The organism is Luteibacter aegosomaticola (assembly GCF_023078475.1).
Classification (GTDB): domain Bacteria; phylum Pseudomonadota; class Gammaproteobacteria; order Xanthomonadales; family Rhodanobacteraceae; genus Luteibacter; species Luteibacter aegosomaticola.
Map to the genome: position 1 here is coordinate 896,098 of NZ_CP095741.1, position 20,341 is coordinate 916,438.

Genomic DNA, 20,341 nt, shown 5'->3' on the forward strand with positions numbered 1-20,341 from the left:
GCGGTGTGGGCGGTCAGGCGGCCAGCGAGGTGCCGGTGGCCAGCGCGTCGAAGTAATCGCGGGTGAGGCTGAGCTGGGTAGCGGCGTCTTCGGCGCGGTTCACCACGTGGCGGAACGCAGCGTTTTCCGGGCGATCCTTTGCGTACCAGCCGAGGTGCTTGCGCGCGATGCGCACGCCCATCACTTCGCCGTAAAAAGCGTAGAGATGTTCCAGATGGCCGACGAGGATGTCGCGCACTTCGTCGGGCGTGGGCTCGGCAAGATAGCCGCCGGTGGCAAGATGGTGGGCAATCTCGCGGAAAATCCACGGACGCCCCTGCGCACCGCGGCCGACCATGACGGCATCGGCGCCGGTGGCGGCAAGCACTTCGCGCGCTTTGTCCGGCGTGGTGATATCGCCGTTTGCCAGGACGGGAATCGAGACGCTCGCCTTCACCGCCGCGATGGTGGCGTATTCCGCATCGCCTTCGTATTTGTCCGCGCGCGTGCGGCCATGGACGGCGAGCGCGGCGATACCGGCGTCTTCCGCGATGCGTGCGATGGTCAGTGCATTGCGGTTATCGCGATCCCAGCCGGTGCGGATCTTCAGTGTCACCGGGATATCCACGGCTTTCACCACGGCATCGAGGATGCGCGCGACCAGCGGCTCGTCCTGCAGCAGCGCCGAACCCGACCACACGTTGCACACCTTCTTGGCCGGGCAACCCATGTTGATGTCGACGATCTGCGCGCCGTTATCGGCGTTGTAGCGGGCGGCGTCGGCGAGCATGCCCGGGTCGTAGCCGGCGATCTGGACGCTCACCGGCTCCGGCTCACCATCGTGATCCATGCGCCGCAGCGACTTGCGGGTATTCCACAGGCGCGGGTCGGCGGTGGTCATCTCGGACACGGCGAGACCGGCCCCCATGCGCTTGCACAGGAGCCGGAACGGCTTGTCGGTGACACCGGCCATGGGCGCGAGGACCACGGCGGGCGCGATGGAATAGGGGCCGATACGCATGATCCGGCCATTTTACCCCCGTAAGAGCGCGCTTGCGCGCGATGGGGGCTTGCGGCGGCCCTGGATCGCGCGCAAGCGCGCTCCTGCAAGGGCCTCAGCGCTTGGCCAGGGATTTTTTGGGGATGGCGTCTACGGCGGCGGCCGCGTCGACCTGGACCAGACCGTTGGTCGGGGCGCTGGTGCGTAGCAGGATGTCGCGGACGCCGTTGGCGTCCAGGCCCGGGGCGACCGAAAGCAGCAAGGCCACGATCCCGCTGACGTGGGCCGTGGCCATCGAGGAGCCGGAGGTGAAGTCGTAGCCGCCGCCCGGCTGGGTGGTGAGGATGTCGTTGCCGGGCGCGCTCACCACGCCCGGTGGCGCGGGTCCGTTGGCGCTGCTGCGGACCACGATGACGCCGGGTGCGCTGTCCGGAAAGCCACCCACCTTGCCATCCGGCGGCAGGGCGGCGATGACAATGCGGCCCTGCGATAGTAGCTGCGCAAGCAAACGGCCTAACAGCGGATCAGCGGGGCCGCCGAGGCTGAGGTTCACGATGCGCGCATCGGTGTCGTTCACCGCCGCGAGCGCCTTGGCCAGCGTGAAGGAATTGCAGCGCGCAGCGTTGCTGCCATCGGCGTACCAGCAGGCCTTGTAGACGCTGACACTCGCCTTCGGCGCCATGCCCACCATGCCCTGGTGGTTGTTGCCAACCGCCGCGATGATGCCCGCGACTTCCGTGCCGTGGCGGTCGGTGCCAAAGGCCTTGTCGTTGTCGGAAACTTCGTCGCGAATCCCGGCGAGATGGCCCTTCAGATCGGGGTGCGAGGTATCGACGCCCGTGTCGACGACGGCTACCTGCACGCCATCGCCCTGGGTTACCGCGTGCGCTTCCGCCGCGTGCGTTTCAACGAAACCACGCTGCAGATCGGTGTACGGGTCGTTGTAGTGTTCTTCGTCGGTCGTTTGCGCTTGCGGTGGCGACGAATACACCGCGTATTCCTGCAGCGGCTGGGCAAGCTCCACGCGCTGGTCTTTCGAGAGCGCAGCGATCAGCGTATCGCGATCCATGCCTGCCGGCGGGCGCAGCACGATGCAGTACACGCCGAGCGCGCGGATCGGCCAACCACCCACTTCGTTCCACCCGTACTGGTGGCGCAGGTCGGAGAGGAGGGAACGCGCACGCTGCCCGGCACCGTAATTCGGCGCGGGTGCGTAGCCAAGCAAGCTGGAGCCCGCGTGCGTCGCCGCCGGTTCCAGGGGATTGGACACGGCCAGCACGATATCGCGCGAGCTATCCATGCTGGCGGCCACCGTGGCCGGATCCTGCGCTGCCGCCTGCGTGGGCGTGGTCGACGCCGCGCCGGCGGGCCGGGTGCTGGCGCAGCCCGCGAGTGCCGCCGCGCCCAGCATCAACAGGAGCACGCTTTTCTTCATGGCGTCCCGGTGACCGGCTCGGCGAAGCGGATGCCGGCGCTGGTACGCAGACGATCGGAGGCCTGCTTCGCCGTGATCGATGCATCTTCAGACACGACGGTGAAGGCGCCCACGCCGTTCGGGCCATCCACCACGCGCAGGTGCTGCGCCTGGAGCAGTGCATTCCATGCCGACATGTTCATGCTCTTGTCCGGCACCACGTGGATCGCGCCGGCCGGCGCGGCCGGTGCATCGTTACTGAGCGTGCGGTAGGCGGCCGGCGCGGCGTGCTCCGGCGTCGCCCACAATTTCAGGCCCAGCGCACCGAGGCCGATGGCCTGCAACACCACGGCCGCAGCCAGGCTGCGCAGCAGCCAGCCGTGGCTGGCGGGGCGCTCGGGTGGCGCGGCCTGCTGCGGGTCATCGACATCGAGGCGCGCGAACAGGCGTTGCAGGCCCTGTTCGGCATCGAGTTCAAGTTCGGGCGGCAGCTGCACGGCGCGAGCGAGCTTCTGCTGCTGCTCGAACTCGGCGCTGCAGTTGTCGCAGGTGGCCAGGTGGCTGTTGAGCCAGGCTTCCTGTTCGCGGCTGGCGGTGGCCTGGAGGATCCAGGGCATCGCTTCCCAGGCGCGGGCACAGTCCCTGCCGGCTGGGGTGGGGCGGGTCATGGCAGTTTCTCCTTGGACATGGCGGCTTCACCCGCCAGGCCCGGTAGTACGTTGCGCAGCTTCACGCGCGCGTGGAAAAGGCGTGCCTTCACGGTACCGACGGGGCATTGCATGATCGCCGCCACGTCATCGAGTGAATGCCCGATCCCGTAAACCAGTTCCACCACTACGCGCTGGTCGGCCGAAAGGCGCTCCATGCCCCGGCCCAGCCAGTCGCGCAGCTCACGGTCGTCACCGGGATCGTGCGAGGGAACACGCTCCTCGGGGACGCTATCCTCATCCACTGGCTCGCTGCCGTGCTGGCGCAGGGATTTGAGGCCGCAACGGTAGGCGATGCCCATGATCCAGGTGGAGACCCGGGATTCACCCTGGAAGCTCGCCGCCTTCTGCCAGACGATCCAGAAGCAGTCGTTGATCACTTCTTCGATGATGTCGGGGCGGCGGGTCAGGCGGGCCAGGAACCGGGTGAGCCGGCCGTGGTAGCCGCGGTACATCACCGAAAGGGCCGCGCGGTCTCCTGCGGACATCCGCTGCAGCAGCTGGCGATCTTGGGCGTCGGTATCGGCCTGGGGCATGGTCTGGGTGTTACGTTCGGTTGCCTGGACCGTAAGTGCGCTCGAAGGCGCCAATGGTTGCCATGGCCTCAGAAGGTTAGCGCTACCGTGGCCGTCCAGGGGGAAACCCGCTGTTCCCCGCGGTTTCGCTCGCGGTTCGTGAACACATGGATCAGCTCGACACGCCAGCCATCCGCCTGCCAGACCAGCCCGCCATGGCCGTAGCTGTAGCGGTTGGGGCGGTTGGGATAGTACTGGCTGAGCGGGGCCAGGTACTGGGCCAGGCCGATCCCACCGGTGGCTGAGACATGCCACGCCAATGGCCAGCGAAAGCCGAGATCGGCGGCGCCACGCAGGCCGCCACTGCGGTGGGCGAGCTTGATGGCCGAGACGCTGGCCGTGAGCACGTCGCGCCAGATCAGGCTGGCGCCGAGCTCGGTGCGGTCGTAGGTGCGTACGCCGGTGCCACCGCCGGGGTAGCGGTAATCGAGGAGGCCGGCCTGGACCTGCCAGTCGTCGGAAAGGGTCCAGGACTTCGCCACCTGGGCCAGGGTCTCCGCCAGCCGGCCCGGGTCACGGGTCTGGTAGCTGGCGGAAACGCCCAGCGACCAGCCATTGCGCGACACCCAACTGACCGCACCCTGCGCGATGGGCGCCGGCGGGGTCACGGCGACGCCGCGATCCACCAGTTGCGAGCTTACGGCCACGGTGCCGGTCCAGTCGCCGGCATGCGCGGGCAGGGCGCCTGCCGCGGAAAGCGCCACGAGCACGGCCAGCCGGCGTCGCGGCGTGGCGACGTCGCGGCGGGCCTCGGCCGTGCCTGGCTCGTGGGAGGGCAGGTTGTCTGGCATCAGTTCGTCTTGCGCATCGCACGCCTTCGCACCGGCGCCGCGCTCGTTCCTTCCTTAGTGCAGCGTGGCCAGGTAAGACAACAGGTCGTCGAGGTCCTTTGCGTTGTCGAGGCCATCGTATTTCATCTTGGTGCCGGGATTCGCCTGTTTGGCAGGCTGCGATAGATACGTATGCAACTGTTCCGGCGTCCACGTCCAGCCGATGTTCTTCAGGGCATCGGAATAGCTGTAGTCGGGGAGGCTGCCGGATTTCCGGCCCACGATGCCAAACAGGCTGGGACCCTTCTTGTTGCGGCCCTCGGCGACGCTATGGCATTCGGCGCATTCGGATTTGAAGACGTCCTGGCCTGCCTTGGCATCACCGGCGGTGGCGGGCAGGGGAGCCAGCAACCAGCCGGTGAGGAGGCCCGCGGCGATCAGGCGCGCGGGCAGGGTGGGGAGGTGTGGGGGAGTCACTCGTCGGTTTCCTGCATGGCTAGAAGGCGATGCTCGCGGAGAGCGTGAAAGCGTTGAGGTCGGACGCATTGGTGCCGCGCACGCCCGGTGGCGCACCGAACACGTTGGAGCTGCGGCCGTTGAAGCGGGTGACGCGGAACCACGTGGCGGCCAGCTTCAGGTTGCCCTTGGTGATCCAGCTATCGTCCTTGCCGAACGGCGCCCAGAACAGCGTAAAGAGATTGATGGTGCTATCCGGGTTACCGAATGGCGGGAAGCGCACGTTGTCGTTATCGCCGGTGCTCTTCAGCTGCGAGACCTGGATGCCGTACGTCTGCTTGAACGTGTAGGTGACCGAGCCGACCTGGTCGCGTGCCGAGCCACGGTTCGACGCGAGCGAGCCGGGTACGAGCGGGTTGAGCAGGGCCTGGCCGTACTTGCGGCGCTCGTAGATGTTCACGTAGCTCGCTTGCACGATGTGCTCGCGGTTGCCGAGGTACTGGTAGGTCAGGTCGTAACCGAAGTCGTTGATGTTGTCCTTCGGTGCGCCGCGCGGCAGCTCGCGCTTCGTGGTCAGCCCCACCACGCCGGCCGAGAAGAACTGCGTGCGCATGTCCTTCATGTACGCGAAGCGGAAATAACCGGTGCCACTGAGCTTGCCGGGGTCGCCGCCCAGCGAATAGCCGAGATCATCCTGCGTGCCGCGTTGGAACGAGCGGTAGGTGCCGGCTTCGGCGTACCAGTTCTTGTCGTACAGGGCGTACACGCTCGCGCCGATCACGCGATTCGTGAGCGTGTTGGGCGCGCCGGGGCTCAGCAGGGTGCCCGTGGCACCACCTGGTGCCAGGAATGACGCATTGGGGAGCACGCTAAGCGGGTCAGTGAAGCCCGGGCTGTTGTTCACGGTGACACCGACGATCGTGTCCTTCCCGGCGATCTTCAGTTCCTTCGCGACATAGCGCAGGTCGACATTGCTGAGCCGCGTGTTGTACGTGTTGTGGCCGGTGTGATCCGCTTCCACTTTGACGTAGCCGCCGATGTTGTCGGTCAGGCGGCCCGCGAGATAAAGATCGCCTTCGCTGAGCGTGGTATCGCTCGGGCCGGTCTTCGGATTCACATGGCTTTCGGTGAGCTGCACCGCGACAGGGATCTTGGTGCCCTGGCCGTCGGTATCCGTATAGCCGTTCATCTTGAAGCGCATGCCGTAGGGCGTGAGCGCCGGGCCATAGGCGCCAGCGTGGCAATCGGCGCATGCCGAGCCGGTCTGCCGCGCGTACGCGGGGATCGCCTGCGCGGTGTGGCTCACGAACGACAAGACGAGCATAAGAGCCGCACACCACGCGGCGTGGCCGGAGGCGCGCGGTCGACGTCGGAACGGTAACAGTGGCATGGGATGGAACTCCTTGGGGTTAAGGTGGCGGCAGGCGCTCAGGCGCCCTTGCGTGGCCACATCCGGTGCAGCAAGCCGTCGCGACGGCCAAAGTGATGGAAGAGCGCGGCGCCGATATGCAGGCAGACCAGGCCGAGCAGGGCCCACGCGGCGTCGATATGCAGGGCCTCCAGGCGATCTGCCAGGTCGTCGTCCGGCGCGAGCAGGCGCGGCAGGGTCAGGCCGAAGAAGTGGACGTCGTGGTCGCCGGCGCCGCTCATCGCCCAGCCAATCAGGGGCATCGCCAGCAGCAACAGGTAAAGCGCCACATGGGTTGCCACGGCGGCGATATGCATCACGCGCGGCATGGGGCTGGGCGGTAGCCGCGCGGTACGCAGGCGCAGGACGACGCGGACGACGAACAGGACAAGCACCAGCAGGCCGAAATGGCGGTGGCCTTCCAGCAGCCACATGCGCAGCGCGCGGCCCGACACTTCATCGCGGAGCAGAATCAGCGCGGCGGCGCCGATGACGCACAGTACGGTGAGCCAGTGCAGCACGCGCAAAGAGCGCGGCCACGCTACCGGACGATCGTCTTGGGTGTTCCAGGCCATGCAGGGCATTCCCCAGGGCGCCCGCCAGCCGGGCGACGCGTGACCATGAGTGCCCGGGCGGGTGCCGAAAGGTTGCGCCCCTCCCCTGCGCAACCTTTTTCAGGGATGGCCCGCACTCATCCATGACCACCGCGGCACGCCGGGATTCGCCATGGATATTGCTCGTATACCGTTCCAGACCCACGGCGACAGCCGAGGCATGCTCGTCGCCCTTGAAGGCGCGCGGGATGTGCCGTTCGAGATCCGCCGCGTGTACTACATCTTTGCCACCCAGGACGCCGTCCGGCGTGGCCAGCATGCGCACCGTTCGCTCACGCAGCTTGCTGTCGCCGTGCGCGGCTCGGTGACCTTCCTGCTGGATGACGGGACCGGCCCCGCCGAGGTGACGCTCGACGATCCGACCAGTGGCGTCCTGATCGGTCCCATGGTCTGGCGCGAGCTGCATCACTTCAGCGAAGACTGCGTTGTGATGGTGCTGGCCGACCAGTGGTACGACCCGACCGATTACATCGGGGACTACGAGCAGTTCCTGCGCGAGGTCCAGTCGCCAGCCCGTCACGAGGTCGCCGGTGCATGGCCACGGCGCTGAACATGCTCAGCCCGGTCAGCCGGGAGGATGTGCCGTTCCTCAGCCTGCGCGAGGTGAACGCACGTTACGCCGACCAGCTAAAGGCCGCAGCGGCACGCGTGATCGACTCGGGGCGCTATGTGCTTGGGGACGAGGTCGCGGCCTTCGAGACCGAATTCGCCGCGTACTGCGGCACGCGTCACGCGGTGGGCACGGGCAACGGGCTGGATGCGCTGGCGCTCGTCCTGCGTGCGTGGCGTGAGATGGGCGAGCTCGTCGAAGGTGACGAGGTGATCGTTCCGGCGAACACGTTCATCGCCAGTTTCCTTGCCATCAGTGCGAATGGCTTGCAGCCGGTACCCGTGGAGCCCGATCCCGTGACGTTCACGCTCGATCCGGCACGCGTGGATGCGGCCGTGGGGCCGCGAACGCGGGTGATCATGCCGGTACACCTCTACGGCCGCCTGGCCGACATGGCCGCACTGGGCGAGATCGCTGGCCGCCGCGGCCTGCTCCTGCTCGAGGATGCGGCGCAGGCACACGGCGCGCGCGAACACGGTGTGCGTGCCGGCGCGTTTGGTCATGCCGCGGCGTTCAGTTTCTATCCCGGCAAGAACCTTGGCGCGTTGGGTGATGCCGGGGCGGTGGTCACCGATGACGACCAGCTTGCGGCGTATGTCACGGCCTTGCGTAACTACGGCTCCGAGGTGAAATACGACCACCCGATGCGCGGCGTCAATTCCCGCCTCGACGAACTCCAGGCCGCGCTGCTGCGGGTGAAGCTGCCTCATGTCGATGCGGACACGAACCGCCGGCGCGAGATCGCCCGGCACTACCAGCAGGGGATCGTGCACCCAGGCATTGCCTTGCCTGAGCTTGTGCCCGGGGAAGCCCACGCGTGGCACCTCTTTGTTGTGCGCTGTGCGGCACGCGATGCGCTGCAGGCGCACCTGCGTGACCAGGGTGTCCAGAGCCAGGTGCATTACCCCGTGCCGCCGCATCACCAGGCGGCTTACGCCGAACTGGCCCATCGCTCCCTGCCCCTGACCGAGCAGATGCATCGCGAGGTGTTGAGCCTGCCCATGAGCCCGGTGCTCACCGATGCGCAGGTACAGCAGGTGATCGATGCCTGCAACACGTTCCCGGAGCAGTCCGCATGAATATCGTGCGGGCGGGTGCATGGTCGGCGTTGGGTACGGCGGCACGGCTGGGTGCGGCTCTCGTCCTGGTCAAGCTGGTTGCTGCAACCGCCGGGCCGGCTGGCGTCGGTCGGCTGGGTCAGTTCATGAGCCTCGTCTCCATTCTTGCGGTGCTTGCGGGTGGCGGTATCAGCGCTGGCGTCGTGAAATACGTGGCCGAGTACCGTGACGACCCGGAGCGGCTTTCACGCCTGCTCGCGTCCGCCCTCGGCTACGCGATGGTCGCGTCATGCATCATGGCGGTCGCGGCCCTGTGCTTTTCCCGGCCGCTGGCGGTCGCCCTGCTGGGTGATCCGGCGTACGCCAGCCTGGTACGTCTCCTGGCGTGCGCGCAGTTTGGCATCGCGCTGGCCAACTACATCCTCGCCGTGATCAACGGGTTCATGGACGTGCGCCGGCTGGCGCTGGTACAGGTGCTGGGTTCGTTCCTGAGCGTCGTGATGGCGCTGTGGCTGGCACACTGGCTGGCGCTGTATGGCGTGTTGCTCGCCGTTGTGGCCGGGCAGTTGCTCTGGCTGGTCGTCGGATTGCCCGCATGGTGGCGTAGCCCGTATTTCCGTACCGGCATGCTGCGCATGCGCTTCGATGCGGCCATGGTGAAACGGCTCGCCGCTTTCTCGGCCATGAGTCTCGCCTCGGCATTGCTCTCGCCGCTGGTGAACATCGCCGTGCGCGACCACCTCGCGGCGAACTTCGGCTGGGATCACGTGGGTTACTGGCAGGCGGTGACGCGCGTTTCCGATGCCTACCTGCTGTTCTTCGTCACCGCGATCAACATCTATTACCTGCCGCGGCTCGCCTCCACGCATGATCGCACCGCGCTGATGGATGAGCTGAAAGCCGCGGCGCGCGTGCTGCTCCCCGCGGTGGTTGTGAGCGCGCTACTGGTTTACCTGCTTCGCGCCTGGATCACCGGGCTCCTTTTCAGTGCCGACTTCGGTCCGGCGAATGACCTTTACGCGGCCCAGCTCGTGGGCGACGTGATGAAGATCGCGGCGTTCGTACTGTCGTACATCATGCTGGCCAAGGCGATGACGGGGCTTTACATCGTGTCCGAGTGCGTCTTCGCCATGAGTTACCTCGGCCTGGTCTACGTGGCCACGGCGGCTTACGGACTGCCGGGCGCGATGATCGCGTTTGCGCTGAATTATCTCGCCTACCTTGTTTTCAACCTGATCGTCGCGCGACGTTATCTCGGAGGGCTGCCTGCATGAGGACGCCGCCACTCGTATCCATCCTCATCCCCGCCTATAACCACGAAGCCTTCGTGGAGCGCTGTCTCGACAGCGTGCTGGAGGATGGCTATCCGGCCAAGGAGATCGTCATCATCGATGACGGCTCCACCGACAAGACCAGTGAGCGGATCCTCGCGTGGATCGACCGGCATGGCCATGAGATCAGCATTGAGTTCGCCCAGCGCGAGCACAAGGGCATCACGGCCACGCTCAACGAGCTGGCGGCGCGTGCGCATGGTGAGTTCTACCGCCTGGGCGCGAGTGATGATTACCTGTTGCCTGGCGGGCTGGATGCGCAGATGGCGTACCTCCTGGCGCACCCGCACAAGGGAGCCGTCATTGGCGATTCCATCGTGGTCGATCGCGACGGGCACCGCCTGCATGCGAGCGGGATGACCGAGCTTCACCATGCGGACAAGCGGCAGTACGCCACGGACCAGGGTATCCGCCGTGCGGTGATTACCCATTGGGCCGTAGGCGGTCCTGTCACGCTGCTGCGCCGCACCGCCCTGGAAACGGTCGCACGCTGGACCGAAGGCCTGCGCATCGATGACTGGGATCTGTTCCTGCGCCTGGCTGCGCACGATGCGCTGGGTTTCATCGACGTGCCGGTATGTGCCTACCGGCTGCATGGCGCGAACTTCAGCAAGACGCGACACCGCGCCACGCGCATCGTGAATCTCGAGGAATCGCGCCAGGTCGCCATCCAGCGGATGGTCTTGTTCGATGAACCCTCGCGCACCTTGCTGCGCGCGCAGGTGCATTACATCGGTGCGAAGGTGGCCTACCTCCAGGGCAAACTCGCCACCGTCGCGCTGCGGCTCGCCTGCTATGCGTTGTTGCGAGCCTGGGCAGCGGTCCGGCCGGTGGCCGTCCACCCCCATGCGGAACGCGCATGAGACGCTTGCTCCGGCTGCCTTCCACGTACATCGCGTGGCCGATGCTGGTCGCGTGCGCGGTGACGGCGGCCATCTATGACTTGCCCGCAGGCTATGGCGATGGGTTGGTGTCGCTCGCGCTCGGCGCGACCGGCTCCTTGATCGCCGATGCCTTTGGCACCGACCGGTTGCCCGCATGGGCGGGTGCCGTCGCGGTCGACTATGCGGGGACGCGTGAGGGCTTCGTGGCGCTCGCGCTCGCCATGGGCGTGCTGGGCTTCTGCCTGCTTGATGTCACGCTGTTTCCGGTGGCGCTGATCCACGATCCTTCGCTGTACGCCACGATGGAAGGCGGCCACGAACACATTCGGCGCATCGCCGATATGTGCTGGATCCTTCCCGTCGTCGGCATGCTCTGCACGCACCACCGGCCGCTTCGCTATGCGCTCATCCTTGCGGGATTCGCCTTTCCCATCCTCGTCGTGGACCGTAACCGTCTGTTCGCCGCGGTCATTGGGCTGGCCATGGTGACGATGTTCCGCCGCGATCCGAAGCGGCCGCTGCCATGGCGTTCCATGCTGGTCCTTGGTCTGGCTGGCGCCACGGCATTTTCGCTCCTCGGCATCCTGCGTTCCGGCTCCGTCGATACCGTCGACCTGCCATTCGGCAAGGTCTACCGCGCCGCGCCAGCCGGGATTCAATGGTTGCTCCTGTATATCAGCGCGGGCCCCTACAACTTCGCTTCCATGATGGCGAAGGGCTTCCAGAATGCCGACATCCTGCTCGCCCAGATGGTGCCGGGGGCAGGTGCCGCGGCGACCGTGCTGCTGCCGCTGGATGCCTCCAACGTCAACGTCGGCAGCGAATTCATGCCATTCCTCGTGGCCTGGGGCCCCGGCGGCGCGCTCGCGGCGATGGCCGTGCTCTATGCGCTGATGTGCTGGAGCGTACGCCGGTTCACGCGATCCCACTCGCTGTTCGCCCTGCTGGTCTTCCTGCGCATGGCCTACGTCTGCGTGATGGCGCCGTTCGCGCCCCAGGCGTTCATCTGGATGAACTTCGGCTTCCTCGGGCTGTGCCTTGTCCTGCAGGTGGTCGCGGCCTGGCTGCCCTCGCGGGCACGGGCCGAACCGCACGACCTTACCCTCACTCACTGACGACGATATCCCCATGCAACAGGACGAGATCTACCTTATCGACATGTGGCGGCTGCTGAGCAGGCAACGCTGGTGGTTCCTTGGCGTCTTCGTGATCGTGCTTGCGCTCGTCGTGGGCTACCTCGCCACGGCGAAGCGTCAGTGGGAAGTGGATGCCTGGGTGCAGGTGGGGCAGAACGGCACGGCACCCGTGGGACAGGACCCGAAGCTTGAATCGCTGATCCGCGTGATGGAGCGGCTGAAGACGAATGGCTTCAAGAACGAAGTGCTCGCTGGCATCGGTATTCCCCTGAAGAGCCCTGAAGCCCGCTTGTACCGGGGCAGCATGAAGCTCGAGGCCCAGCCCTACGCCAACCTCATGCACATCACCGTGCGTGCTTATTCCCCCGGCGATGCGCGCCAGCTGGCGATCGCCACCGTGGATCATCTGCGTGGGATCCACAAGTCGCTCGGTGTCGTTCCACTAGCCACGGCGCAAAAGCGCTTGCAGGAAATCGACGGCGAGCTGGACGCGGCGCTGGCTGACCGTGAGCGTCTGCGCGGTGAGCTGGGTGTCGGGCATGGCGATGGCGCGCTTGCCAGCTTCTCGCTAGCCGGCACCGACGCAGGCATCCGTGACCTGCAGCAGGCCCGCGGTGAGATCCGTACACGGCTGGAAGGCAACTACACCTTCGACACCTCCATGCCCTGGCCGGTGCAGGTTTCGGAGGCGCCCGTGGTGCCGATGATCCCGCTGGTCGCAGGCCTGGGCGTACTGGGTGGCCTGTTGGCAGGCGTGCTGGTGTCGATCGCTGCGGATGCACGCCGCCGTTCAACCGCCGGGCCCGCAGAGGGCACTCACTGGGCAGATAACCCGTACGGCGGAGAACGCGATGACTACGAGGCACGACACGGCAGCGCGGACGCCGCTCGACATACGCCTGCATGAAACCCAGCTAGCCTTCGATAGCGTGGCCGCTGACTACGACGGCCCACGTGGAAACAACGAACTGATCCAGCGTATGCGCCAGACCTTGTGGTCGACGGTGCGCGAGGAACTCCCGGCGGGGTCGCGCCTGCTCGATCTCGGCTGCGGTACCGGCATTGATGCGGTGGAGTTTGCCCGCAGCCGTTTCCAGGTGACGGCGAGCGACTGGTCGCCACGGATGGTGGAGCGCGCGCGTGAGCGTGCCGAAGCGGCAGGTGTCTCCGCGCGACTCAACGCCGTACACGTCGGTATCCAGGAACTCGACCAGATCGAGGGCGAGTTCGACGGCATCTATTCGAACTTCGGTCCATTGAACTGCGCGCCCGACCTGCGCCGCGTAGCTGCCGAATGCGCGCGCCTGGTACGTCCCGGTGGGTCGCTGGTGTTCTCGGTGATGGGCCGGATCGTCCCGTGGGAAGTAGGCCATTACGCCATGCGCGGCCGCTTCCGCCGCGCGCTCGTGCGCGGTGCGCGTGGGGTTACCCCGGTGGGGATGAACAAACACACGATCTGGACGTGGTACTACCTGCCACGCGAATTTTACGCGGCGTTCTCCGAGCACTTCACGCTGAGCCGCTATCGTGCGCTCAGCCTGTTCCTGCCGCCGCCGTACATGGTGGATCGCGTGCGCCGGCGGCCTGCGTTCTACGAACGCCTGGGTCGCGCGGATGATCGTTGGGGTGGCTTGCCGCTGCTACGCGACATGGGCGACCACTTCCTGATCGTGATGCACCGCCGTTGAGCGGGCGGCATGCCACGGGTGCGGTACTACGCGGCGCGATGGCGTTGACGTCCCGTGGGCTGCATCCACATGCGCCCGCGATCGATGGGGCGTACTTCGCGGACCGGCCGCCACGCCGCGCCGTGGAGATCGACCTGCGTGGCCACGTGGTGGTGCCTGCCTTTATCAACGGGCACGAGCACCTGCAGGTGAATGGCGTGCCACCCTTGCCCGGCGGGCAGGTATTCCCGAACAGCTACGCCTGGATCGATGCGTTCCAGGCACACTTCGACGCGCCTGACGTGCAGGCCGCGCTCGCGGTGCCGAAGGCTCTACGGATGCGCCACGGTGCGTTGAAGAACCTGTTGGCCGGCACGACCTGCGTCGTTCATCACGATCCATGGCACGCGGAGCTGGACACCCCGGATTTCCCTGTCGCGCTGCTGCGGGACCACGGGTGGAGCTACGCACTGGGTGGTCCGGCCTTCGGCCCACCGGTGCGTGAGAGCTACGCCGCCACGCCTGCGGACGCGCCGTGGATCATCCACCTGGCCGAGGGCAGCGACGCCGTCGCGCACGGCGAACTCGATGTACTGGATGCGATGGGCTGCCTCGGCGCGAACAGCGTGCTCGTTCACGCCGTGGGGCTGGATGCTTCCGGCGTCGCGCGCGTGATCGACCGCGGCGCCGCCGTGGTCTGGTGCCCATCAAGCAACCGCAACCTGCTGGGCACGACGCTCGACCCGCGCGCGCTCGCCGCGGCGGGCCGCCTGACGCTAGGCAGTGATTCGCGCCTCTCTGGTGCCCGCGATCTCCTCGACGAACTCTGCGGCATCCGCGAGCGCGATGAACTCCCGGCATCCACATTACTCGGCCTCGTCACCACCGACGCCGCCCGCATCTTCCGCCTCGAAGGCCGCGGCACCCTGAACCCCGGCGCCCACGCCGATTTCATCGTCTGTAGGAGCGCGCTTGCGCGCGGTCGCCCTAGCGACCACGCCACGCTCCTCGACCACCTCCGCCGCGCCGACCTCCGCGCCGTGGTCCGTGCCGGCCGTCCCTGTATCGCCGACCCCGACTTTGCTCCCTGGTTCGACGCCACCGGTGTGGAATCGATCGCCGTCACGCTCGACGGCCGCCCCAAGCTCATCGCCGCGGCGCTCGCCGACCCGGCGCTCATGGCCCTTGAGCCAGGCCTCGAGCGCGTGACAAGCAAGGTGCACTGAGATGGATACCGCCATCCCCACGCTCGATCCCGCGCCGGCCTATGCGCTCTGGGCTGCCTCGTACCCCGCGCAGGCGCACAACCCGGTCATGCATGCGGAAGAGCGCGCGATGCTCGCCCTCATGCCGCCGAGCCTGGATGGCGAGCGCGTCGTGGATGCTGGCTGCGGTAGCGGCCGTTATCTACGCCATGCGATGGCGCGCGGTGCCACCACCCTGGTGGGTGTCGACCTCTCGGCGCCGATGCTTGCGCGCGCCACCGCGCTGTTCGAACACGCGCCGGCGATGGCGCGCATCGCCCTTGCGCAAGGGGATCTCACGGCATTGCCGCTGCCGGATGCGAGCGCCGATGTGCTGTTGTGCGGGCTGGCCGTGGGCCACGTGCCGCAGCTTGAGCCGGTGCTTCGCGAATTCGCCCGGGTGACGCGGCCGGGCGCCACCCTGGTGGTCAGCGACTTCCATCCCGTGGGTGCCGCGCTGGGCTGGCAGCGCGATTTCCGCGCGGAAGGGCAACGTTATGCCGTCCGCCATGCCACTCACTACTACAGCCACTGGCATACGGCCTGCGCCCGCGTGGGCCTGGCCATCGACGCGGTCGCCGAGCCCATGCTCGACCCGGCGGATATCCCGCCGGGCGCCCGTTTCGATCCTGTGGCGCTGGATGTTCCCGTAGCGCTGGTGTTTCGCCTGCGCCGCCTGCCTGATTAACCGAACGACACCATGTCCCATACCCTGCTGGTCAACCCGACGATCACCTCCCGCCAGGGCGCGCGCTTTCCGCTCGCGTTGCTGAACCTGTCGTCCGCGCTGGATCGCCACGGCCAGAGCACGATCGTCGATGGCAATGTCGACCGCGATGTCGTCGATGCCACGCTGCGCGCCATCGCCACCCAGCGTGTGGATGCCGTAGGTATTAGTGTCATGGGCGGTCCGCAGATGGCGCCTTCCATCGAGGTGTCGAAGGCGGTGCGCGAGCATTTCCCGCACCTGCCGATCATCTGGGGCGGCTACTTTCCCACGCTATACACCGATACCGCGCTATCAGCCCCGTACGTGGATTACGCCGTGCGCGGGCAGGGCGAGGAAACCATGCCTGACCTCATCGCCGCGCTGGCGCGGCCGGATCGCGACGTCTCGCGCATTGCGGGCATGTCATGGAAGGATGCGGAGGGGAACGTCGTGCACAACCCGAACCGCAAGTTCCATCTCACCGACCCGGGCGTGGTGCTGCCGTACGACAAGCTGGGCGACCCCCGCCGTTACCTGGCCCGCACCTTTCTCGGTCGGCGTACCGCCGCGCACCAGGCGGCGATCGGTTGCCGCTTCCGATGCACCTTCTGCGGTGTGGCAGCCATGTTCGGCGGCACCACGCAGCTTCCCGCGGCGGCACGCCTGGAGCGCGATCTCTCTTACCTGAAGCATCAACTCGGCGCGGATTCCATCCAGTACTTCGACCACAACTTCTTCGATCGCGAGGAAGAGATGGTGCCGTTGCTGGAGGTCATGGCGAAGATGGAAATGCCGTGGTGGTGCTATGCGCGTTCGGACGCGCTGTTGAAGCTCTCCGAGAGCAGCTGGAAGCTGGTGCGCAAGAGCCGGCTGAAGATGGCGTACATCGGGGCGGAATCCCCGAGCGGCGCGATGCTGAAGGAGATCCGCAAGGGCACGCGCCCGGACCAGACGCTCGAAGTGGCCGAGCTGTGCCGGCGTCACGGCGTGATTCCGGAACTCTCGTTCATGGTCGCCCCGCCCGAGAACACCGAGGAAGAAACCGAGCACACGTTCGAGTTCATCCGCGAATTGAAGCGGATCAATCCGGCGTCTGAAATCATTGTTTACATCTACACGCCGCTTCCGGAGAGCAGCAAGCACGAGAAGGATCGTGGCAAGCGCGCGTCGATGCCGTTGCTGGATCTGAATGGTGAGCCGATGGTGTTTCCGTCTTCGCCGGAAGAATGGACCGAAAAGCGCTGGGTCGATTACGCGTGCCATGCGGATGCCCCGTGGCTTACCGACGACCTGCGCCGGCATATCCAGGATTTCGTCACCGTGCTGCGCTGCCGGTTCCCGACCGTGCAGGACATGCGCTCACCGACGTGGGCCAAGCGTGGCTTGAGCGCGTTGGCCGCCTGGCGCTACCAGCGCCGTCGTTACGACAAGCCTTGGGAGCTGAACCTGGCCAATCGCCTCGTGAAGCTGCGCCTGCCGCAAGTCTCCGGTATCTAGGTGGGGTGGGGCGTGCGCGTCACCCAGCTCAACCTGCACACCGCGCCCGCTGGCGTGTCGCCGGCGGAACTGTTCGTGCGCTGGCCCTCGCTCGCGGATATTCCCGAAGCCGTGGCCGAGGGAGGGGCACGCGTCACGGTGCTGCAAGCTGCGCACGACGAAGCACGCTTCAGCCGCCACGGCGTCGACTACCACTTCTTTCCGGTCGGGGGTCTCGCGACAGCGCATGCGCGCGCCCGGCGCGTCGTCGAGCTGTTGCGTACCGGCGTGCCGGACGTGCTGCATATCCATAGCCTCGCCTGTGCGGAAGAGGCTTACGTGATCGCCCAGGCGATGCCGTCGTTACCTCTCGTGTTGCAGGATCATGCCGACCGCGTGCCGGCGTGGTGGCGGCGCCCCGCATGGCGTCGCTGGTTGCGTAGCGTAGACGCCGTGGCATTCACCGCACCGTCGCTCGCGCAACGCTTCGACGTCGCCGGGCTCTTTCCGCCGACGATGCGTGTCTTCGCCATCCCCGAGTCCAGCTGCCGTTTCACGCCAGGGAGCCGCGAAATCGCACGAGAGGCTGCCGGTGCCAGCGGTGCGCCGCTCGTGGTTTGGGTGGGCCACCTCAACGAGAACAAGGATCCTTTAACCGTGTTGGAAGGATTTGCGCGCCTTGCGGCTCGGGTGCCGGCGGCACGGCTCTGCCTGCTCTTCGGCAGTGCCCCGCTGCGCGAATCCGTGCAGGCGCGCGTCGATGGCGACGACCTTCTCCGCGATCGCGTGTCGCTGGTGGGTCCGGTACCGCATGCAGCCGTGGAGACCTGGATGCGGGCGGCGGATATCTACGTCAGCGGTAGCCACGCTGAAAGCTGCGGCTTCGCGTTGCTCGAGGCGCTCGCCTGCGGGACAGCGCCCGTCGTGACCGATATTCCGTCGTTTCGCGAACTTACCGGGAATGGCGCCGTAGGCCGGCTATACCCGGTGGCCGACGCCGCGCGCTGCGGGGATGCGCTGCTCTCGCTTGCGCGAAGCCCTTCACCGCGCGAACTCATCCGCGACCATTTCCAGTCCCACCTTTCGTTTCGCGCCCTCGGCCGCCGCTGGGCCTCTGCCTATGCGCAGCTCGCATCCGCCGAACCGGTGCGCGCATGAAGTTGGGCATCATCCTGCCAGGCGGCGTGGATCGCAGCGGCGAAGAGCGCGTGATCCCTGCTTTCCTCGCGCTCATCGAACGCCTGGCCCGCGAACACGAGGTACACGTCTTCGTCTTCCACCAGGAACCGGAGCCCGCCCGCTGGATGCTCCGCGGCGCCCATATCCACAACATAGGCGACCACTGGCCGAGCGCTCCTGGTAGGAGCGCGCTTGCGCGCGATCAACCTCCGAGGTGGAGACGCCCCACCGGCTGGCTCCGCCTACGCACCACCTTAGCGATCCTCAAGGAACACCGCACCGCCCCCTTCAATGCCATGCAGTCCCTCTTCTCCGGCACCTGCGGCCAGGTCGCCGCCATCGCTGGCACCTTGCTGCGCATCCCGTACCACGTGCATATCGCAGGCGGCGAACTGGTCGCGCTCAACGACATCGGCTACGGCGGCCGCCGCCGTGTGCGTAGCCGCGTAAGCGAAGCCGCGGTGCTACGTGGCGCGGGTGGCGTCACCGCCGCAAGCACGCCGATCCTCGAGTCGCTGCATAAGCTCGGCATCCACGCCACACGGATTCCGCTGGGCGTCGACCTCGACCGCTGGCGACCGCTTGCGCCACGCCCACGCACGCAAGACGCCATCAAACTCATCCACGTAGCCAGCCTCAACCCGGTGAAGGACCAGACGACGCTGCTGCACGCTCTTGCCTTGCTGAAAGGGAAGGGCGTGCGCTTCGACATGACCGTCGTGGGCGTCGATACCCTCAACGGACGGATCCAGCGGCTGGCGGAAGACCTCGGCCTCGCCGCCTGCGTTCATTTCATCGGCTTCCGCACGCAGTCCGCGCTACGCCCGTTGCTGGCCGATGCCGACCTGCTCGTCATGTCGTCCCGGCATGAAGCCGGCCCGCTGGTCCTACTCGAAGCCGCCGTCCTCGGGGTTCCCTCCGTAGGCACCGCTGTCGGGCACTACGTGGAATGGGCACCCCACGCGGCACTCACCGCGCCACCGGGCGACGCCCACGCCCTCGCCGACGCGATCGCACGTATCGCCCACGACGAACCCCTACGCCAACGCCTCGCGACGGCCGCCCACTACCGCGCCCAAACAGAGGACGCCGACGCCACAGCTGCCGCCTTCATCCGCCAGTACGCCAGCCCCCGCCCCCAAAAAGCCGCCACCACCAACGCAGATCTTCTGTAGGAGCGCGCTTGCGCGCGACATCTTTCGCCTCACGGCTCAGGCCCTGAGCTCTTCCGCAAAAGATGTTGCGCGCAAGCGCGCTCGTACAGGGGGCGTCGAGAAGGTACGGGATCACCTCCCAGATCGATTCGCTATCCAACGTGAGAAGATGAGATAGGGGACCGCCAGAGCGAATAGTGCGAGCGTACCGAGTTTGTGTTCGAGCCAGTAGCTAGCGAAGCACAACGGGGTGGCGAATGCCGTGTAGATCCATACCCTCCTCATTATTCCGTTACCCACCGTGGTAGCGTCATTGCGAGCCTCTCAGTCAAAGGACGCCGGTTGTCTGGCTGCAAGAGCCGACTACGTACTTTCAACGAGAACCCCTGCCGAGCCGAGTTGATCTGTGATGTACGTTTCTACGAGGCGTGCGTTCCAGAATTCTGTCATGTCAATCTTTAAGGTCGTCGAGCGCGATGAGATAGAGAAGTATTCATTGTCTCGCTGTGCGCGGATGACGTCCGACCAAACCACCTTCAACTTAATGATCCTTAGGTGTCGAATGGAAATTGATAGCTGACTGATTCCGGAGGCTGTAATTTCCACGGAGTAAGCCTCCACTGACTTCTTGATGGCTGACAGCGGGAGGCCAAGGCAAACAAGGCCAATTGCGTGAAGCAGTGGCGCTTTGGCGGTGATCGCTACGGCGTGAAGCCATAACCCTCCGGCAAGAAACGCGAGGCTGGATGCGCTCACTACCAGCATCGAGATCTTGCTCGGAGAAATGTTTGTCCGCCCAGCTTCTTTCATGTGGCTCATATTCACTAGCGACCGGCCCGTTCGTTTTTGTTAATACCTGACATCGGAATCGGTAGATCGACCTTTAAAGGATGCTCGGCTCTGTGCCGTTCGGCAGAACAAGAACTATCCCGGCCGAGGTCGCTTCGCCTACCGTGCGACGCGATCGATG

20 protein-coding genes and 1 pseudogene are annotated in these 20,341 nt (G+C 66.3%); 12 read left to right on the forward strand and 9 right to left on the reverse strand.

Translation table 11 applies throughout. The annotated features are described in order from the left end of the window. Nucleotides 1–13 precede the first annotated feature (13 nt). From dusB to L2Y96_RS03945, 8 genes are all read right to left on the reverse strand, one after another. Nucleotides 14–1,000: a tRNA dihydrouridine synthase DusB gene (dusB, locus tag L2Y96_RS03910; protein ID WP_247332627.1), complete on the reverse strand. Its 987-nt coding sequence runs from the start codon at nucleotides 998–1,000 to the stop codon at nucleotides 14–16. Between the two features lie 94 nt (nucleotides 1,001–1,094). Then, nucleotides 1,095–2,414 (reverse strand): S8 family serine peptidase, encoded by a 1,320-nt coding sequence (locus L2Y96_RS03915; protein ID WP_247332630.1) that lies wholly within the window; start codon nucleotides 2,412–2,414, stop codon nucleotides 1,095–1,097. Next, nucleotides 2,411–3,061 carry a zf-HC2 domain-containing protein gene (locus L2Y96_RS03920; RefSeq protein ID WP_247332632.1) on the reverse strand — a complete coding sequence of 217 codons (651 nt, stop codon included), beginning with the start codon at nucleotides 3,059–3,061 and terminating at the stop codon, nucleotides 2,411–2,413. The genes L2Y96_RS03915 and L2Y96_RS03920 overlap by 4 nt, the downstream gene beginning before the upstream one ends. After that, entirely contained in the window at nucleotides 3,058–3,636 is a 579-nt protein-coding gene (locus L2Y96_RS03925) for an RNA polymerase sigma factor (RefSeq protein ID WP_247332635.1), read from the reverse strand. The genes L2Y96_RS03920 and L2Y96_RS03925 overlap by 4 nt, the downstream gene beginning before the upstream one ends. Before the next feature lie 68 nt (nucleotides 3,637–3,704). Next, on the reverse strand, nucleotides 3,705–4,466 hold the full coding sequence (locus L2Y96_RS03930; RefSeq protein WP_247332646.1) for a TorF family putative porin: 762 nt from the start codon (nucleotides 4,464–4,466) through the stop codon (nucleotides 3,705–3,707). Nucleotides 4,467–4,520: 54 nt separating this feature from the next. Beyond that, nucleotides 4,521–4,922, reverse strand: coding sequence for a c-type cytochrome (locus tag L2Y96_RS03935; protein WP_425492531.1), 402 nt, complete (start codon nucleotides 4,920–4,922; stop codon nucleotides 4,521–4,523). A gap of 19 nt (nucleotides 4,923–4,941) precedes the next feature. After that, entirely contained in the window at nucleotides 4,942–6,285 is a 1,344-nt protein-coding gene (locus L2Y96_RS03940; protein ID WP_425492615.1) for a cytochrome C, read from the reverse strand. A gap of 44 nt (nucleotides 6,286–6,329) precedes the next feature. Beyond that, on the reverse strand, nucleotides 6,330–6,893 hold the full coding sequence (locus tag L2Y96_RS03945; RefSeq protein ID WP_425492532.1) for a cytochrome b: 564 nt from the start codon (nucleotides 6,891–6,893) through the stop codon (nucleotides 6,330–6,332). 142 nt (nucleotides 6,894–7,035) lie between these two features. On the opposite strand from L2Y96_RS03945, the gene L2Y96_RS03950 reads away from it, so the two are divergent. The 12 genes and pseudogenes from L2Y96_RS03950 (at nucleotide 7,036) to L2Y96_RS04005 (ending at nucleotide 19,392) form a co-directional block, all read left to right on the forward strand. Further along, nucleotides 7,036–7,473 carry a sugar 3,4-ketoisomerase gene (locus L2Y96_RS03950; protein WP_247332651.1) on the forward strand — a complete coding sequence of 146 codons (438 nt, stop codon included), beginning with the start codon at nucleotides 7,036–7,038 and terminating at the stop codon, nucleotides 7,471–7,473. Then, nucleotides 7,458–8,612, forward strand: coding sequence for a DegT/DnrJ/EryC1/StrS family aminotransferase (locus tag L2Y96_RS03955; RefSeq protein WP_247332653.1), 1,155 nt, complete (start codon nucleotides 7,458–7,460; stop codon nucleotides 8,610–8,612). Before L2Y96_RS03950 ends, L2Y96_RS03955 begins: the two co-directional genes overlap by 16 nt. After that, on the forward strand, nucleotides 8,609–9,865 hold the full coding sequence (locus L2Y96_RS03960; protein WP_247332654.1) for an O-antigen translocase: 1,257 nt from the start codon (nucleotides 8,609–8,611) through the stop codon (nucleotides 9,863–9,865). The genes L2Y96_RS03955 and L2Y96_RS03960 overlap by 4 nt, the downstream gene beginning before the upstream one ends. After that, a complete protein-coding gene (locus tag L2Y96_RS03965; protein ID WP_247332656.1) occupies nucleotides 9,862–10,785 on the forward strand; it encodes a glycosyltransferase in 924 nt (307 codons plus the stop codon). Before L2Y96_RS03960 ends, L2Y96_RS03965 begins: the two co-directional genes overlap by 4 nt. Continuing rightward, nucleotides 10,782–11,921 carry a hypothetical protein gene (locus L2Y96_RS03970; RefSeq protein ID WP_247332657.1) on the forward strand — a complete coding sequence of 380 codons (1,140 nt, stop codon included), beginning with the start codon at nucleotides 10,782–10,784 and terminating at the stop codon, nucleotides 11,919–11,921. Before L2Y96_RS03965 ends, L2Y96_RS03970 begins: the two co-directional genes overlap by 4 nt. A 13-nt stretch (nucleotides 11,922–11,934) precedes the next feature. Further along, nucleotides 11,935–12,849, forward strand: coding sequence for a Wzz/FepE/Etk N-terminal domain-containing protein (locus L2Y96_RS03975; RefSeq protein WP_247332659.1), 915 nt, complete (start codon nucleotides 11,935–11,937; stop codon nucleotides 12,847–12,849). Continuing rightward, nucleotides 12,794–13,630, forward strand: coding sequence for a class I SAM-dependent methyltransferase (locus L2Y96_RS03980; RefSeq protein WP_247332661.1), 837 nt, complete (start codon nucleotides 12,794–12,796; stop codon nucleotides 13,628–13,630). The genes L2Y96_RS03975 and L2Y96_RS03980 overlap by 56 nt, the downstream gene beginning before the upstream one ends. Nucleotides 13,631–13,785: 155 nt before the next feature. Next, nucleotides 13,786–14,835: pseudogene (locus L2Y96_RS03985) on the forward strand (amidohydrolase family protein); the annotation flags it as partial. A 1-nt stretch (nucleotide 14,836) separates the two neighbouring features. Next, nucleotides 14,837–15,541 (forward strand): class I SAM-dependent methyltransferase, encoded by a 705-nt coding sequence (locus L2Y96_RS03990; RefSeq protein WP_247332669.1) that lies wholly within the window; start codon nucleotides 14,837–14,839, stop codon nucleotides 15,539–15,541. Nucleotides 15,542–15,553: 12 nt separating this feature from the next. After that, on the forward strand, nucleotides 15,554–17,059 hold the full coding sequence (locus L2Y96_RS03995) for a B12-binding domain-containing radical SAM protein (RefSeq protein WP_247332671.1): 1,506 nt from the start codon (nucleotides 15,554–15,556) through the stop codon (nucleotides 17,057–17,059). A 12-nt stretch (nucleotides 17,060–17,071) separates the two neighbouring features. Beyond that, entirely contained in the window at nucleotides 17,072–18,196 is a 1,125-nt protein-coding gene (locus L2Y96_RS04000; protein ID WP_247332673.1) for a glycosyltransferase family 4 protein, read from the forward strand. Next, complete coding sequence (locus tag L2Y96_RS04005; RefSeq protein WP_247332675.1) at nucleotides 18,193–19,392, forward strand: glycosyltransferase family 4 protein; 1,200 nt, start codon at nucleotides 18,193–18,195, stop codon at nucleotides 19,390–19,392. The genes L2Y96_RS04000 and L2Y96_RS04005 overlap by 4 nt, the downstream gene beginning before the upstream one ends. A 342-nt stretch (nucleotides 19,393–19,734) precedes the next feature. Here L2Y96_RS04005 and L2Y96_RS04010 read toward each other — a convergent pair whose 3' ends face one another. Continuing rightward, complete coding sequence (locus tag L2Y96_RS04010) at nucleotides 19,735–20,181, reverse strand: hypothetical protein (RefSeq protein ID WP_247332676.1); 447 nt, start codon at nucleotides 20,179–20,181, stop codon at nucleotides 19,735–19,737. Nucleotides 20,182–20,341 lie beyond the last annotated feature (160 nt).